We start from the raw sequence: 16,030 nt of genomic DNA on the forward strand, positions 1-16,030 counted from the left end.
AGCCTGCAACCGGAACCCTCCCCGGAGCAGGTCCGGAGGCCATGGAGGGGCCCTGCCGGGTGCCCCGCCGGAGAGCCGTCACACCAGGGTCACGCCGGGTCGCCGGCCGGGCGCGGTGCGAAGAGGAACGTTTGAGTACGCCCGTGGCGGCCATCACCTCCCACGCGACACCACATCTCTGGTCCGCCCGGCCGACGTTCTGCTGAGATGTGGGGCATGAGCTTCTCCGCTGACGGCGGTACGCCGGTCACGCCCGGCCCTGCGGGCCCGGTCCGGCAGAACCCGCACCAACTGCCGCACCGCCCCGGTCACTGGTACGAGCTGCATGAGGTGGACCAGGGCGTCGTACGGATCACCGAACCGCATGCCGACAAGCTGCTGAGGGCCAACCTGTGGTGGCTGCGCGGAACCGACCGTGACATCGTCGTGGACGCCGGTCTCGGCGTTGCGGCCCTGCGCCGGGAGATTCCGGGGCTGTTCGAGCGGGACCCGCTGGTGATCCTCACCCACGCCCACCTGGACCACGTCGGCGGAGCCCACGAGTTCCGGGAGCGGGCCGCGCACGTCGCCGCCGCCGAGGTGCTGGCGAAAGGGGTCCCGGCGAGCCTGTACGGGGCCGAACTCTACGAGAAACTCGGCCTCGACACGGACGGCCAAGCCGTACCGGACCTCCTGATCGACGCGCTGCCGTACGCCGCGTACGACCCGAGGAGCTACGACCCCGGTCCGACGACGGTCACCCACCTGCTCCGGGGCGGAGACACCGTCGACGTGGGCGGCCGGACGCTGACCGTCCTCCACCTGCCCGGTCACACGCCCGGATGCATCGCGCTTCTCGAAGAACGCACCGGCGCGCTGTACTCCGGCGACGTGATCTACAACGGCGACCTCATCGACGACCTCCCCGAGTCGGACCGCTCGTGCTACCGGCGCAGCCTGCAACACCTCACCGACCTCGACGTCTCCGTCGTCCACCCGGGCCACGGCCGCAGCTTCGGGCCCGACCGGCTGCGCGAGCTGACGAAGGGATACCTGCGCGGAACGGAGGCGATCGGATGACCGACCGCTGTACGCCGCCCCGCGCGATGACGACGGTGCGGCCGTCCTGGCGCGCGCCCTGACCTCCGCCGACGTGGGGAATACGGCCGCAGGCCGGCTGGTTGCACCCCGGCATGCGACGCGATCACGAACCGCCCGCCGGCATCCATCCTCTGCTGGCCGGACGGTTCAGCCCCTACCGGTTCGATCCGTCGGCCGCCGTGGACGACGACTGTCTGGGTCTGCTGCTGGAAGCCGCGCGGTGGGCGCCGTCCGCCGGCAACTCCCAGCCCTGGGGCTTCTTCACGAGCCGGCCCGGTGAGCCGGAGCACGAGCGGGTGGTGCGTCACCTCGCGCCCAGCTCGGCCCGGTGGGCGACGGACGCGGGCCTGCTCGTCGTCACCCTGACGCACCGCCACGTCGACGAGACACAGCTGCTCTACTCCGAGTTCGCGGACTACGACCTCGGCCAGGCCATCGCCCACATGACCGTCCAGGCCCAGGCGATGGGGCTGGCGGCCCATCAGTTCCGCGCGTTCGACCTGGAAGGCCTCACCAAGGAACTGAGCCCGAACCCGGGATGGGCGATCGTCTCCATGATCGCGCTGGGGAAGGCGGCCGAAGCGCCGCCGGAGCTCCGCGTCCGGCGCAGCGTCGCAGATCTGCTGTCCGCTCCCTGGACTCCGTCGGAGTAAGCCCTGCCTGAGCAGCCCTGCTTGAGCAGCCGTGCCGGAGCAGTGCGGAGGAGCGCCGTCTCGCGCCACACCCGTAACGGTTCCGGGATGTTGGGAAAGCGGTTACCGAGGCGTAGCGAATGGACGTCCGGCACCCCTAGGCTCTGCGCGACCACCACCGAGCACTGCAGAGGGGATTGGCATGCACATGATTGGCCGAAGAGTGCGGGCCCTGTTGTTGGCCGTCTCGGCTCTGCTGCTCGCCGCGACGACGATGCCGGCCGCGCACGCCGCCGACCTTGGCGGGGCGACGCTGGCCGAGGTGTCCGGCACCGGCATCCACAACACGTACAACGACAAGTCGGCGTACACCTACCTCGCCGACGCCCTGGACACCGGCACCTCCCTGGTGGAACTGGACACCTGGGCCAACGTGTTCACCGGCAAGTGGAACGTGAGCCACAGCAACCCGCTGGGCAGCGACAACAACTGTGTCAAGGCGAATACGGCGGCCGACCTCCACACGGGGGACCGCAACCAGAACCTGGACAGCTGCCTCGACGACATCCGGATCTGGCTGCAGGCCCACCCCGCAGGCCACCCGCTCATGGTCAAGATCGAGATGAAGAACGGGTTCGACAACACCCTCGGAATGAACCCGACCTCGTTCGACGCCTACGTCAAGGCACACCTCGGCAGTACCCTCTACACCCCCGCCGACCTGCTGACCAAGAGCGACGGCAGCCGCTACCCCGACCTCGACACGGCCGCCCGCGCGAACAACTGGGCCGCGAACGCCGCCCTGAGCGGCAAGGCGGTCGTCGAGATCATCCCGGGCACCTTCGAGCAGGCCGTCGACCCCGCCTCCACCTGGGTGGACGTCGTCTACGCCCAGCACCTCAAGGACCTGGCCGCCGCCGGGACCATCGACCGGGCCGCCGTCTTCCCCAGCGTGCTCGGCGCACAGGCGGTGGACCCGCGCACCCGCTACAGCGACAGCACCCTGCACCCCTGGTTCGTGGTCTTCGACGCGGACGCGGCCGCCTGGGTCGGCGACGGCGACACCCAGTGGTACGACGCCAACCACTATCTGACGGTCGTCACCGACGCCTACGACGTGTCGCCCGCTCTCAGCTCGTCCGACCCCTCCCTGACCGACGCCCAGGCCCGGGTGGCCGAACTCGCCGCCGACGGTGCCTCGTACATCTCCACCGACTGGATCACCGCCCCGGCGAACGGCGTGCTCGGCGAGGTGCTCACCCGTGGCTGACGCCCCGAACTCCCGCACGCTGCTGCGGGTCCTGGCGGCCGGTGCGACGGCACTCGCCTTCGCCCTGCCCGGCCAGCTCGCCCCGTCGGCAGGGGCCGCGACGGCCGTCTCCGACCCCGTGCCGCTGGTCAATCCCTACATCGGCACCGGCTCCAACAGCGACTTCAGCGCCGGGAACACCTTTCCCGGCGCCGACGTCCCGCACGGCATGATCCAGTGGTCCCCGGACACCACCTCGCGGCCCAAGGGCGGCGGTTACAACTACGCCGACTCCGCCGTCTCCGGCTTCAGCCTCACCCATGTCTCCGGCGTCGGCTGCGACGCGGCCGGGGATCTGCCCATCCTCCCCGTGGCCGGCTCGATCGGCTCCGACCCCGGCTCCACGACGGAGTCGTTCTCCCACGCGAACGAGACGGCGTCACCCGGCTCCTACTCCGTCTCCCTCGGCAACGGCACCGGCGTGGCCCTCACCACGACCACGCACGCGGGGATCGGCCGGTTCACCTTCCCCGCCTCCGCCCAGGCCGGCCTGCTCCTCAAACTGAACGGCACGCAGACCCCGTACGCCTCCTCGACGCTGAACGTGACCGGCGACGACACGGTGACCGGCTCGGTGACCAGCACCGGCTTCTGCGAGGCCGCCAATCCCTTCACGGTCTACTTCGCCCTCACCTTCGACCACCCCTTCACCGCCGGCGGCTACAGCGGCGGCGAGTACCTCACCTTCGACACCACGAGCAGCCGGACGGTCGAGGCCCGGGTCGGCGTCTCCTACACGTCGACGGCCGAGGCGGCCGCCAACCGGGACGCGGAGGTCACCGGCAAGAGCTTCGCCGACGTGAAGTCCGCCGCGACGACGGCGTGGCGCGACGAACTGTCGAAGATCACGGTGAGCGGCGGCACCGGCGACCAGCAGCACGTCTTCTACACCGCCCTCTACCACGCCTCCCTCTTCCCCAGCGTGGTCAGCGACGCCGACGGCTCCTACCGTGGCTACGACGGCGCCGTGCACACCGTGACCAGCGGCCACGGCGCCCAGTACACCGACTTCTCCAACTGGGACACCTACCGCTCGGGTGCCCAACTCACCGCGCTGCTCGACCCCAAGGCCGCCTCCGACATGGCGCAGTCGATCGTCAACGACTACCAGCAGGGCGGCACGCTCACCAAGTGGGGCATGAACACCGGTGAGACCCACATCATGGTCGGCGATCCGGCCGTGCCCGTGCTGGCCGACTACTACGCCTTCGGCGCACGCGACTTCGACACCGCCACGGCCCTGTCCGCCATGATCAAGGAACAGACCGCCGACACCGACGTCACCCCCGGTGTGACCTACCTGGACTCGTTCGGCTATCTGCCCACCAACTCGCTGTACGGCTGCTGCCACGAGTACGCCACCACCTCCACCCAACTGGAGTACGACACGGACGACTTCGCCCTGTCGGCGTTCGCGGGCGCACTCGGCGACAGCGCGAACCGGAAGAAGTTCCAGGACCGGGCACAGGACTGGCAGAACATCTTCAACACGTCGTCCGGCTACATCCAGCCACGGCACTCCAACGGCCGCTGGATGGACGGGTTCAACGCCAAGCTGATCACCGGTACGTCGAGCAACGACTTCGCCGAGGGCGACGCCTTCACCTACACCCCGATGATCCCCTTCAACATCGCCAAGCTGGCGTCCCTGGAGGGCGGCACCTCGTCCCTGGTGTCGTACCTGGACAGCGTGCTCAGCGGCTACCAGGGCCTGGGCAGTGTGATCGGCATCCAGTCCAACATGGGCAACGAGCCCAGCATCGGGCTGCCGTGGGAGTACGACTGGGTCGGCGAGCCGTACAAGACGCAGTCCACCGTGCGCGCCGTCCAGGACCAGCTGTGGACCGACGCCGCCGGCGGTGAGCCCGGCAACGACGACCTCGGCGAGATGAGCGCCTGGTACGTCTGGTCAGCGCTCGGTCTCTACCCGGAGACTCCGGGCACCGCCGACCTGGCCCTCGGCAGCCCTCTGTTCACCTCGGCCGTGGTCACGGCGGGCGGGCACACGCTGACCGTCAACGCCCCGGCGGCGTCGGACAGTTCGCCGTACGTCCAGGCCCTGACGCTCAACGGCAGTGCGTGGAAAAAGGCCTACGTGCCGGCCTCCTCGCTCGGCTCGTCCGCCGAGCTGGACTTCACCCTCTCCTCGACCGCCGACACCGGGTGGGCGTCGGACCCCTCGGCCGCACCGCCCTCCTACGACGGCACCCCGGGCACCGGCGTGGCCCAGCCCGCCGGCCCGCTCACCGAGACGGCCACCGGCAAGTGCGTCGACGACGCCGGGGCCGGGACGTCGAACGGCACGGCCGTCCAGATCTACACCTGCAACGGCAGCGACGCCCAGACCTGGAAGGTCGTCCCCGACGGCACCCTCCAGGTGCTGAACGACTGCATGGACGTCACCGACGGCGCGACGACCTCCGGCGCGATGATCCAACTCCACACCTGCAACGGCACCGAGGCCCAGCGATGGCAGTCCGACAGCACGGGCGAACTCGTCAACCCGGTCTCGGGGCTCTGTCTCACCGATGCGAGCAACGGAGCCACGAACAAGACCCGGTTGACCCTCGCCGCATGCACGGGGAGTACCGGCCAGCGCTGGACCCTGCCGTCCTCGTGAGGCGGGTTCTTCAGCGGTGTGCGGCGGACGTGGTGGTGTACGGCGACGCGGCGTGCTGGGCGGCGTACAGGAGCGCCGGTTCCATCTTCGGCCAGAAGTAGCTGTCCTGGCAGGAGAAGGGCGGTGTGAAGCCGTCGCAGCCGACACCGTCGCTGTCGCCGATCTCGATGGTGAAGCTGGCGAGGCCGAGCTTGTCGTACGTCCAGTCGTCGGTCCCGCCCGAGGCGTTGTAGAGGATCTCGCCCGCCTGTCCGTACTGGTAGCCGGTCAGCGAGGCCATGTGCGCGGCCAGCGCGCGCAGGGCGGTGTCGTTGCCGGTGTGCACGGTGGAGTCGTACTCCCAGGGGAACAGCACCATGCTCGCGTCGCTGTGCAGGGTGATCATCATGCCCTTGGCGTCCGACGGCGCCGGGGCGGTGTCGCCCGTGCCGGTGCGGACGGCGGGGAACAGTTCGCGGAAGAGGTTCTCCAGAGCGCCGTTCTCCACCTCGGAGTCGGCCGAGGGGCCGTCGTAGGTCTGGTCGCAGGGGGCGCTGGAGGTGCCGGAGGTGTTCCAGTGAGTGTCGGCGTTGCGGTTGAGGTCGACGCCGATCTGGCTGTAGGCGCTCACTCCGCACCGGGAGCCGTGCGCGTCGTCGGCGTTCTTGCGCTGGAGGACGGGGTTGTCGCCGCCCGCCGCGACCATGTCGACGCCGTCGGGGTTGGCGTCGGGCACCACCCACATCTCGGTGGTGTCCATCAACTTGGTGATCGCCGAGTCCTTGCCGTAGCCGCTGGTCAGTGCGTCGATCCAGCGCCACGACATCTCACCGGTCGTCAGTTCGCGGGCGTGGATCTGGCTCATCAGGAAGAAGCGCGGCTTGGCCGAGTTCGGGCTGAGCGCGCAGTCGCCCGCCTGGAGTTTGGTGATGCATATCGCCTTGAGATCGCGGCCGCCGCGTCCGTGCTGTTTGAGCCATGACTGACCGTACGTCACCACCTTGGCGAGATCGGGGTGTTGGGACGCGGTGCTGTCCAGGTGGGAGTACTGCGCGGTGACCGTGTGGTAGCCGCCGTCGAAGGTGTCGCCCGCGGCGGCACGCGTCATCGCGGTGCGGGAGGGGATCGCCTCGGTCAGCGTCGTGGCGATCGCGGGGGTGAAGCCGAGCCGCCGCAGTCCGGCCGCGGTGGAGGCGTCGCCGGAGACGAACAGGGTGCTGGCCTGCCGCTTCTCCAGAAGGTCGTATCCGGAGTCGACGAGCCGCTCGGCGTCGGCGAGCGGATGGCGCGTGGGCACACGGTAGATGACGACCGTACGGTGCCCGCCGTGGGCACGGCCGGTGCTGGTGGCGCGGCCCGCTGTGGCGTGCGCGCCGGTGCCGGCCTGCGCCACCTGCGGCAGCAGGGCCGCGGCGACGACGACGGCACCGGCGGTCAGGCCCGCCAGGCGTTTGTATGCCATGGAGGTGACCTTTCGTGGGGGATGGTCATCCTCAATATGGCATGTCCATGGTGAGAGTGGTACGGGGTGCGCGGCACTGCCCCGGGTTGGCCTGATCGACCCCCCCGAACCGAGCGGCGGCGCCGACAGCCTCCCGGCAGGCTTCGGCTGGAGCGGCGCTGCTGCCGGAGACCGAGCCGACCAGCCTGCGGCAGAACACCCCGGCCGCACCAAACCGCTTCGCCCGCCAGCCCGTCGACCACCAGCTGATCGCCGCGCTCATCGAGGACGGGCGGGCCCGGCAGCTCGGCCGCCATCCGCACGTCCCGGAGGTCACCCCCCTCCTGACGGGGGAGTCGGCGGCAACCAATCCGCCGCGGCCGGCGACTTCACGGCATCAACGAGTCGGAGGCGGACGTGACTTCACGCAGACGCCGCACCGCACGCCGTACCGTCGTCGCCGCGGGCGCCGCCCCGGTCGCGGCGGCCGTCACCGTGCTCGCTCCCGGATCCTGCGCCGGTCGGACTCCGGCCGCCCGCGCGGCGGTGGCGTTCGACGGCGCGGTGGGCCACGGCGCGTCCGCCACCGGGGGAACGGGCGGGACCAACCTGCCACGTGACCAACCTGAACGACTCCGACAGCGGTTCGTTCCGGGACGCGGTGAGCGCACCGCACCGCATCGTCGTCTTCGACGCGGGCGGACACATCACCCCGAACTCCGCGGTCTCCGTGGCCGACGACATCACCGTCGAGGGCGACACCGCGCCCGGCCAGGGCATAGGCCCGCGCGGCAGGGAGGTGTCCTTCTCCAACTCCTCGAACGACATCGTGCGTTACGTCCGCTTCAGGGAGGGCACACTCGACCCGGCGAACGGCAAGGCGAGCGACATCATCTTCGACCATGTGTCGGTCGAGTTCGCCAAGTGGGACGCCGTCGGCGCCAAGAACATCACCGTGCAGAACCCGATCATCGCCGACCCGATCGGACAGCGGTTCGCCGCGCACACCGAGGGCGGACCGTTCACCTGGTACCACGACGTCTTCGCCGACGCGCACAACCGCAACCCGCTGGCCGAGGCCGACACACAGTTCGTGGGCAACGTCGTCTACGACTACCAGGGCGGGTGCACGGCCTGGAACTCCGGCGGCACCTTCCAGCACGACGTGGCCGACAACGCCTTCATCGCGGGACCGGTCACCGGGACGCCTTGGAACGCCTACTACCAGATGGCCCACCCGCAGGTCTGGAACAGCGGCAACGTCCTGGACGGCGACGCCGACGGCAGGCTCGGCGGCACGGCGCTCGGCGTCGGCGGGGGCGCCACCGCCCGCTCGGCCCCCTGGTGATCGGCGACGTGACCTCGCACGGCACCCCCGGACGGCTGTGGTCGTCCCAGACCCGGACCGGCCTGGACAACGACGGGTACGGAACCATCACGGGGTAGGCCGCCTCCCTGTCACCGCGTACCGCTCCAGATGGCGGACCGCCTACCACCCTCCCGACGAGGTCGGTTAATGTGCACGATCAGTGACATAAGGGGGGACGGACCAGGCGGAGGACAGGGCTGTGTCGGACGAAGGGAGACTCGTCGCCGGACGTTACCGGCTGGTCGAGCGCATCGGCCGCGGTGGCATGGGCACGGTCTGGCGGGCCGAGGACGAGGTGCTCGCCCGGCAGGTCGCACTCAAGCAGCTCCACACACAGCCCCACCTCTCCGACGCCGAGGTCGCCACGCTGTACGAGCGGACCCGCCGGGAGGCGCGCAGCGCCGCCCGGATCGTGCATCCCAACGTGATCGTCGTCCATGACGTCGCCGAGGACGACGGGCGGCCCTGCATCGTCATGGAGTACGTCCCCGCGCCCACGCTCGGCGACGCCCTCAAGGACGGCCGGACCCTGCCCCCCGACGAGGCCGCCCGGATCGGCCTCGGCATGATCGCCGCCGTACGGGCCGCGCACACCGCGGGTGTCCTGCACCGCGACATCAAACCCGCGAACGTCCTGCTGGGCGCCGGGGGCCGCGTCGTCCTGACCGACTTCGGCATCGCCCGGACCGACGGGGCCTCGACGCTCACGCAGACCGGGGAGATGATCGGCTCCATCGACTTCATGGCCCCGGAGCGGATCCGCGGCCAGGATCCCGGCCCCGCCTCCGATCTGTGGTCGTTGGGCGCCACGCTGTACCAGGCGGTCGAGGGGCGCCCGCCGTACCGCCGCGACACCGCCATGGAGACCGCGTACGCCATCGCCACCGACCCGCTGGAGCCGATGCGGCAGGCCGGGCCGCTGACGACGCTCGTCGAGACCCTGCTGGCCAAGGACCCCGCGGACCGCCCCACCGCGGAGCAGACGGAACAGGCCCTGCGAGCCGTCGGGTCCGGCGCCCCGCCCACCGGCACCGCGCCGTCGGCCGGCCCGGCGGGCCTCCGGCCCGACGACACCCGGTCCGCGGTACGGACCTCCCCGGCGCGCCATGCGCCGCCCGAGCCGTCGGACGGGGACCGGCAGGACGCGGGGGACCCGCACGAACGCCGCCGGGGCCGCAGGCGCCCGCGGCGGCCACTGGTGCCGGCGGTCACCGCCCTGGTGGTCGCGTCCGCCGCCGCGGCGGCCTTCTACGTCCTCTCGCACGAGGGCGCGGACCAGGCGCACGCCCACCGCACCGGCGGCACCGCGGCCGGCACCCCGTCGGCCACGCCCCCGCCCGTCCCCGCCGGCTACCACCTGGTCCGCGACCAGCGGCTCGGCGTCTCCTTCCCCGTGCCGGACGGCTGGAAGCCGAAGAAGGGGCCGAGCGACGAGGTCACCTACGCCGACCCGAGCGGCCTGGCCGGCATCACGATCGGCATGGTGGACCCGGCCGGCTCGCACCCCGTCGAGCACTTCGCGGACATCGAGGCGAACACCAAGGTCAACTACGACACGTACCGCAGGCTGCGCATGCAGAAGACCACCTTCAAGGGCAAGCCGGCCGCGGTGTGGGAGTTCACCTTCCGCGGCCGTGCCCGCGTCTTCCGCGCCATCGACCTGGGATACGGCACGGTCGGCGGCCGGGAGTACGACATCTACGTGTCGGCCCCGGACGCCCGGTGGGACACGTACCGTCCCGTCTTCGACCACCTGCGGGACGGGTTCACCGACTGACCGGCGGCCCGGCGCGGACGGCTGCCGCGCCGCAGGAGTCGAAGGACGTCAGCCCAGTTGGCGGGCGACCGCGTCGCGTGCGGCGGGCGGCAGCAGGGGACCCACCCGGGTGAGCAGGCCGTACAGTCCGGAGCCGTGCTGCCTGGCCAGGTCCGCGTTGTGCGCCAGTACGTCGAGTTCGTTGGCGGCCGTGATGGTGAGAAACGCCCGGAGGGTTTCGGCCGGAGGCTGGTGCTCACGGCCTGTGAAGCGGTCCCGGAAGACGACCGCGTCGGTGCCGTCGAGGCGGGGGTACGTGGCGGCGCGGTCGCAGCTCGCGTAGAAGTAGACCAGCTCTTCGGCCTGTTGACCGATCAGCCCGAGAAGTGTGGCCCGGTCCGTGACGGGCAGCAGCTTCGGGCCGAAACCGTCCGTTCCGTACGTCGCATGGCACAGCCCCGCGGTCTGGACGACGCCGTCCGCTCCCCAGTCGGCCAGCATCCGGCGCACACGCGACAGGTGCTCCAGCAGCGTTCCTCCGGGATGCGGGACCAGCGCGGCTCCCCGGTCGCGCAGGAAGGCCTCGACCGCTTGCTGCTCACGTTCCGTCAGGTGGTGCCGCCGGGCTGATGCCATGGGGCCGAGCGTAACGCCGACGCACAGCGCCGAGCCCCGGCCGCGGGAAAGTTGCGGCCGGGGCACGCGTCGACCGTCGGAGGACGGTGCCGGCGTCAGACGACGGTGTCGAGCAGCAGGATGACGCCCAGTGAGGTCAGCGACAGCAGCGTGTGAGAGACGGTCCAGGTGCGGAGCGTGCCGCCCACGGACAGGCCGAAGTACTCCTTGAACATCCAGAACGAGGCGTCGTTGACGTGCCCGAGGAACGCGGCTCCGGAGCCGAGAGCCAGGGCGACCAGGGCCGCGTGCGGGGAGTCGAGGCCCTGCGCCAGCGGGCCGACGATGCCGGCCGCCGCCACGGTGGCCACCGTGCCGGAACCGGTCGCCGTGCGCATGAGGGCGGCCACCAGCCAGGCCAGCAGGAGCAGGGGGAGGTGCAGATGCTGGGCGGCCTGGCCGATCGCGGCGTTGATGCCGGAGTCCTGGAGCGCCGCGGAGTAGCCGCCGCCCGCCCCGACGATCACCAGGACACCGGCGACGGGCGGGAAGGAACGGGACAGCGTCTCCTGGACCTCGCGGCGCGAGGAGCCGACGGCCCAGCCGAAGGTGAACAGCGCCACCAGGATCGCCGCGAGCAGGGAGATCATCGGCGTGCCGAGGAACTCGACGGCGGTCAGGACAGCGCCGTGCGCCCAGTGGAAGGTGTCGCAACTCGCCTTGAGCATCATCAGCGCGATCGGCAGCAGGATGGTGCCGACCGTCACGGAGAACCGCGGCATGTGCCGCCGGCTCCGCGGCTCGCCCTCCTCGCGGGCGGCGTCCGTCGGTGCCTCGGGGCGGTCCGTCACGGCGACGCCCGTCGAGGCCGCCGATGCCGATGCCGACGCGGAGCCGCGGGCACCGGCCCGCACGTGCGAGCGGGCGTGATCGAGCGCGGCGGTGACGGCGGCGCTCGGCGGCGCGGCGGTGGTGAACGCCGCCAGCGCGGAGTCGGGGACACGGGCACTGACCCGCGGCCAGACGTACGCGGTGAACAGCGGCCCGACCACGATCGCGCAGGGGATCGCGACGATCAGGCCGTAGACGAGGGTGAGGCCGATGTCGGCGTGCACCGCGTTGACCGCCACGAGCACCCCGGGATGCGGAGGCACCAGCGCGTGCACGGTGGCCAGACCGGCCATGGCGGGGATGCCGACCCGCAGCACCGGATAGTCCGCGCGCCGGGCGATCTGGAGGACCAGCGGCACCAGCATGACGAAGCCGACCTCGAAGAACATCGGCAGGCCGACGATGCAGGCGATCGCCGTGACGGCCCAGGGCAGTCGTTTCGGCCCGGCGACCCGGGTGAGCGTCGCCACGATCTGGTCGATGCCGCCGGAATCGGCCATCAGCCGGCCGAGCACGGCTCCCAGGACGATGAGGATGCCGACCTTGCCCATGATGTTGCCGAGGCCGGTGGTGAAGGAATCCGCCGCCCTTTCGACGCCTGCCCCGGACAGTACCGAGACGGTGAGCGCACCCACCATCAGAGCCAGAAAGGCGTGCAGCTTCGCCCAGCTGATGAGGAGGACGACCACCGCGATGGAGATGCCGACCAGTGCGAGCAGCCAGGTGTCGTGGCCGGTCCAGGCCACGGCCGCCGGGGCCGTTTTCGCGGATTGTGATGCCAACGCTGCCATCATGCGCATTCAGCTTTCCCTAATTCCCGGGAACTCCCGTAATCGAATTTCCGGGCACCGTATGCGCAGGCGGCGCTGCGTCACCAGAGGCGTAACCGTTGCGTTAATTGAGGGCGACGTAAATCTTTCCGTGCTTTCTGCTCGTATTGTGCACGCGGGTCCGCGGGGTGTTCTCCCGGATAACCTGGCGTCATGTTCCGCGGTCCCCGTATTGCCACGCAGGCGCTGCTCGCCCAGGTCCTGGCGCTCGTCGTCGTCCTCGGTGCCGGCTTCGCCCTGACGGTGGCCCTCCTGCGGGACTCCGCCGAGCAGCAGTACGAGCAGCGCGCCCTCGCGGTCGCCCGCAGCGTCGCCGAGAACCCGGTCGTGGCCCAGCGGATCGGCGCCCGCTCGGATCCCGGCGGCGAGGTGGAACACCTCGCGGAGGCGGTACGACGACGCACCGGCATGCTGTTCGTCGTCGTGACCGACCGGCGCGGCATCCGCTGGTCGCACCCGGACCCGTCCGAGGTCGGCAAGGTGGTCAGCACGCCGCCCACCGCGTTGAACGGCCGCGAGGCGGTGTCCGTCCAGCGCGGCACCCTCGGCACCTCCGCCCGCGCCAAGGTCCCGCTGCGCTCCGCCGACGGAGCCGTGGTCGGTGAGGTCAGCACCGGCGTCCGGGTCACGACGGCACTGGAGGCCGCCGTACCGCTGATCCGTGAGCAGGCCGCGTTCTCGGCCGGAGCCCTGCTCGTCGGCATCGGCGCGGCGGCCCTGCTGACCCGCCGCCTCAAGCGGCAGACCCTCGGCCTGGAACCGGCCGAACTCGCCGAGCTGCTGCGCGAACAGCAGGCCGTGCTGCACGGTGTGGGCGACGGCGTCCTCGCCGTGGACCCCGCGAACCGGATCACGGTGTGCAACGAGGAGGCGGCCCGGCTGCTCGACGGCCCGGTACGGCCGGGCACCCCGCTCGGCGACGCCGTCCTTCCCGTGCCGGTGCACCGGGCGCTGGCGGAGCGGCAGGAGCTGCGGCAGAGCGTGGCCGTGGTGGGCCGACGGCTGCTCGTGCTGAGCGCGCAGGCGGTCCGGCGCGGCGAGCAGGACCTCGGCCATGTGGTCACGCTGCGGGACCGGACCGAGGTGGACGAGCTGGAGCGTGAGCGGTCCGCGCTGCGCGCGCTCTCCGACGCCCTGCGCGCCCAGGCCCACGAGTACGCGAACCGGCTGCACACCCTCTCCGGCATGCTCGCCACCGGCGGCGTCGAGGAGGCACAGGACTACCTGCGCGAACTGGCCGCCGCGCCGCTCGCCACCGAGGGCCGCGACGGCGCCCGGCTGGCCGACCCCTACCTGCGCGGACTGCTGGCGGCCAAGACGGCGACCGCCTCCGAACACGGTGTGGAACTGCGCCTGGACGCGGACTCCTATCTGCCCGGACGGCTCACCGAGCCGCTCGACGTGGTCAGTGTGGTCGGCAATCTGCTGGACAACGCCGTACGTGCGGCCGAGAGCGGACAGCGGCGTCCGGCCTGGGCGGAGCTGAGCGTGCTGGCCGAGGGCGATACCCTGCACGTGGCCGTGGCCGACAGCGGCGACGGGATCCGGCCCGAGGACGTCGACCGGCTGTTCAGCCGGGGGTTCACGACCCGGGACCCGCAGGAGCGGGCGGGGCACGGCATCGGGCTCACCCTGGCCCGCCAGCTCGCGACCAAGCACGGCGGCGAACTGCGCCTGGGACAGCCCGGCGGGGACGCACACGGCGCGGTCTTCCTGGCCCGCTTCCCCGCCGTGCTGGAGCGGCGGGCCGCGGCGGGCACGGAGGCCGAACACGCGCGAACACAAGGAGGCGAGCAGTGATCCGGGTCCTGGTCGTGGACGACGACTATCGCGTCGCCGAACTGCACGCCCGCTACGTGAACGCGGTCGACGGCTTCACGGTCGCCGGTACGGCCCATTCCGCGGCGAAGGCGGTGGAGTTGAGCCGCGCACTGCGGCCCGACCTCATTCTGCTCGACCTGTATCTGCCCGACCGGCTGGGCACCGAGGTGCTGCCCGCGCTGTCGGGCGACGTGATGATGGTGACGGCGGCCGCCGACGCCGCGCAGGTACGGGCGGCGCTGGGGCGCGGGGCCATGGGCTACCTGATCAAACCCTTCGACGAGCGCGAGCTGAGGAACCGTCTGGCCGCGTACGCCCGCTTCCACGCCCAACTCGCCACCGACCGCTCCCTCGCCCAGGACCAGGTGGACCGCGCGCTGCGCGCCCTGCACGGCACGGACCGCACCGTCCGTGCCCGGCCGCCGCGGGCCACCCCCACCGGAAAGCTCGTCGCGGACACCGTGGCCTCTCTCGACGGCCCGATCACCGCCAGCGCGCTCGCCGAACGCCTGGGCATCTCCCGCCCGACCGCCCAGCGCTACCTGGCCGATCTCGCCGCGGCCGGCACGATCCGCATCGAACTGCGGTACGGCGCCGCCGGCCGACCGGAGCACCTCTACTCGTGGAACGGCGACGGCTCGGAACCGGACCAGGACTGATCCCTGCGCAGCGCGGGGCTGTTCCGCCTGCGGGTTACTCGGGAGGGGTGGGTGTGTCGTGCGTCCGGTACATCGCCTGTACGTCCAGTTCCAGCTGGACCGTCGGGCCCACCACCGCGATCCCGCGGGCCAGCATGGTGCGCCAGTTCAGGGTGTAGTCCTCGCGGTGCAGCTCCGCCTTGGCCAGCGCGGCGCAGCGCAGTTCCTCGCCGTAACCGCCGTTCACCGTGCCGAGGTAGGTCGAGTCCAGCGACACCGAGCGGCTCACGCCGTGCATGGTCAGGGAGCCGTGCAGGGTCCACCTGCTGCCGCCCCGGTAGGCGAAGCGCGTGCTGGCGAAGTCGATGTGCGGGAAACGCGCGACGTCGAGGAAGTCGGCCGAGCGCAGGTGGTTGTCGCGGGTGTTGTTGCCCGTGGTGATGCTGGACGCGTCGATGCGGACGTGCACTCGGGAGCGGGTCATGTCCTGATCGATCTGGATGCCGCCGTCGAAGCGCTCGAAGCGGCCGTGGACGTGTGCCATGCCGACGTGCTTGGCGATGAAGCGGATGGCCGTGTGCGGTGGGTCGAAGAGCCAGGTGCCGGGCGACGGCAGCTCCAGGGCCTGTGCGGGCTGGAGCCACACGCGCTCGGTGGGCGCGGCCGCACCCGCCGCGATCGCCACCGTCTCGCGGTGCGGCCGCAGCCCTTCCGCGGCGATCAGCAGGCTGTACTGGCCCGGCGGCAGCGCCGCGAGGAAGAAGCCGTACGGGTCGGTGGTGCCGCGGGCCACGACGCGGTGTGTGTCCAGCGCGGTGACCGTGACGTCCGCGGCCGCCATGGGCGAACCCATGGGGTCGACGACCTCGCGGCCCACACCGCCCGCGCCGCTGGGGAGGGAGAGCGAAAGGCCCGCCGCCTCGGCCGGGGCGCCCTTGGGTCGCCGACGCCGGAGCAGTGCGAAGGCCATGATGTTCACCTTTCTCGACGCATGGCGCAGCCGCGCCCGCATACGGTCACACCCCCCGTTCGATCGTGAGACACACTGC

At 71.4% G+C, this 16,030-nt stretch carries 12 protein-coding genes; 8 read left to right on the forward strand and 4 right to left on the reverse strand.

Annotation, left to right across the window (positions count from 1 at the left end):
* Window positions 1-216: 216 nt before the first annotated feature.
* The 4 genes from ACFC8N_RS14155 to ACFC8N_RS14170 all read left to right on the forward strand — a co-directional run bounded on the left by ACFC8N_RS14155 (window position 217) and on the right by ACFC8N_RS14170 (window position 5,641).
* Window positions 217-1,059: an MBL fold metallo-hydrolase gene (locus ACFC8N_RS14155; protein WP_356033119.1), complete on the forward strand. Its 843-nt coding sequence runs from the start codon at window positions 217-219 to the stop codon at window positions 1,057-1,059.
* A 113-nt stretch (window positions 1,060-1,172) separates the two neighbouring features.
* The gene (locus ACFC8N_RS14160) at window positions 1,173-1,733 is read left to right on the forward strand and encodes a nitroreductase family protein (protein ID WP_376288263.1); all 561 of its coding nucleotides are present in this window, start codon (window positions 1,173-1,175) and stop codon (window positions 1,731-1,733) included.
* 187 nt (window positions 1,734-1,920) lie between these two features.
* Window positions 1,921-2,982, forward strand: coding sequence for a hypothetical protein (locus tag ACFC8N_RS14165; RefSeq protein WP_376288264.1), 1,062 nt, complete (start codon window positions 1,921-1,923; stop codon window positions 2,980-2,982).
* Window positions 2,975-5,641, forward strand: a complete 2,667-nt coding sequence (locus ACFC8N_RS14170; RefSeq protein WP_376288265.1) for a lectin — start codon at window positions 2,975-2,977, stop codon at window positions 5,639-5,641. Before ACFC8N_RS14165 ends, ACFC8N_RS14170 begins: the two co-directional genes overlap by 8 nt.
* 10 nt (window positions 5,642-5,651) lie before the next feature.
* Here ACFC8N_RS14170 and ACFC8N_RS14175 read toward each other — a convergent pair whose 3' ends face one another.
* Complete coding sequence (locus ACFC8N_RS14175) at window positions 5,652-7,082, reverse strand: M14 family zinc carboxypeptidase (protein WP_376288266.1); 1,431 nt, start codon at window positions 7,080-7,082, stop codon at window positions 5,652-5,654.
* Between the two features lie 595 nt (window positions 7,083-7,677).
* Between ACFC8N_RS14175 and ACFC8N_RS14180 the strand changes: the two genes are divergently transcribed.
* Together ACFC8N_RS14180 and ACFC8N_RS14185 are read left to right on the forward strand one after the other, a co-directional pair.
* Window positions 7,678-8,409: a hypothetical protein gene (locus ACFC8N_RS14180; RefSeq protein WP_376288267.1), complete on the forward strand. Its 732-nt coding sequence runs from the start codon at window positions 7,678-7,680 to the stop codon at window positions 8,407-8,409.
* A 220-nt stretch (window positions 8,410-8,629) separates the two neighbouring features.
* Window positions 8,630-10,207 (forward strand): serine/threonine-protein kinase, encoded by a 1,578-nt coding sequence (locus tag ACFC8N_RS14185; RefSeq protein WP_376288268.1) that lies wholly within the window; start codon window positions 8,630-8,632, stop codon window positions 10,205-10,207.
* 48 nt (window positions 10,208-10,255) lie between these two features.
* Here the strand turns inward: ACFC8N_RS14185 and ACFC8N_RS14190 are convergent, their stop codons facing one another.
* Complete coding sequence (locus ACFC8N_RS14190) at window positions 10,256-10,822, reverse strand: DUF6817 domain-containing protein (RefSeq protein WP_376288269.1); 567 nt, start codon at window positions 10,820-10,822, stop codon at window positions 10,256-10,258.
* Window positions 10,823-10,917: 95 nt separating this feature from the next.
* Window positions 10,918-12,474, reverse strand: a complete 1,557-nt coding sequence (locus tag ACFC8N_RS14195) for an SLC13 family permease (protein ID WP_376288270.1) — start codon at window positions 12,472-12,474, stop codon at window positions 10,918-10,920.
* 201 nt (window positions 12,475-12,675) lie between these two features.
* Here ACFC8N_RS14195 and ACFC8N_RS14200 point away from each other — a divergent pair, with 201 nt between their 5' ends.
* Window positions 12,676-14,322, forward strand: a complete 1,647-nt coding sequence (locus ACFC8N_RS14200) for an ATP-binding protein (RefSeq protein ID WP_376288271.1) — start codon at window positions 12,676-12,678, stop codon at window positions 14,320-14,322.
* Window positions 14,319-15,002: a response regulator gene (locus ACFC8N_RS14205; RefSeq protein WP_362819951.1), complete on the forward strand. Its 684-nt coding sequence runs from the start codon at window positions 14,319-14,321 to the stop codon at window positions 15,000-15,002. Before ACFC8N_RS14200 ends, ACFC8N_RS14205 begins: the two co-directional genes overlap by 4 nt.
* Before the next feature lie 34 nt (window positions 15,003-15,036).
* On the opposite strand, the gene ACFC8N_RS14210 is transcribed toward ACFC8N_RS14205, so the two are convergent.
* On the reverse strand, window positions 15,037-15,951 hold the full coding sequence (locus tag ACFC8N_RS14210; protein ID WP_356033094.1) for a YceI family protein: 915 nt from the start codon (window positions 15,949-15,951) through the stop codon (window positions 15,037-15,039).
* Window positions 15,952-16,030: the final 79 nt, after the last annotated feature.

The sequence above is a fragment of the Streptomyces sp. NPDC055966 genome (genome assembly GCF_042269865.1).
GTDB lineage: Bacteria > Actinomycetota > Actinomycetes > Streptomycetales > Streptomycetaceae > Streptomyces.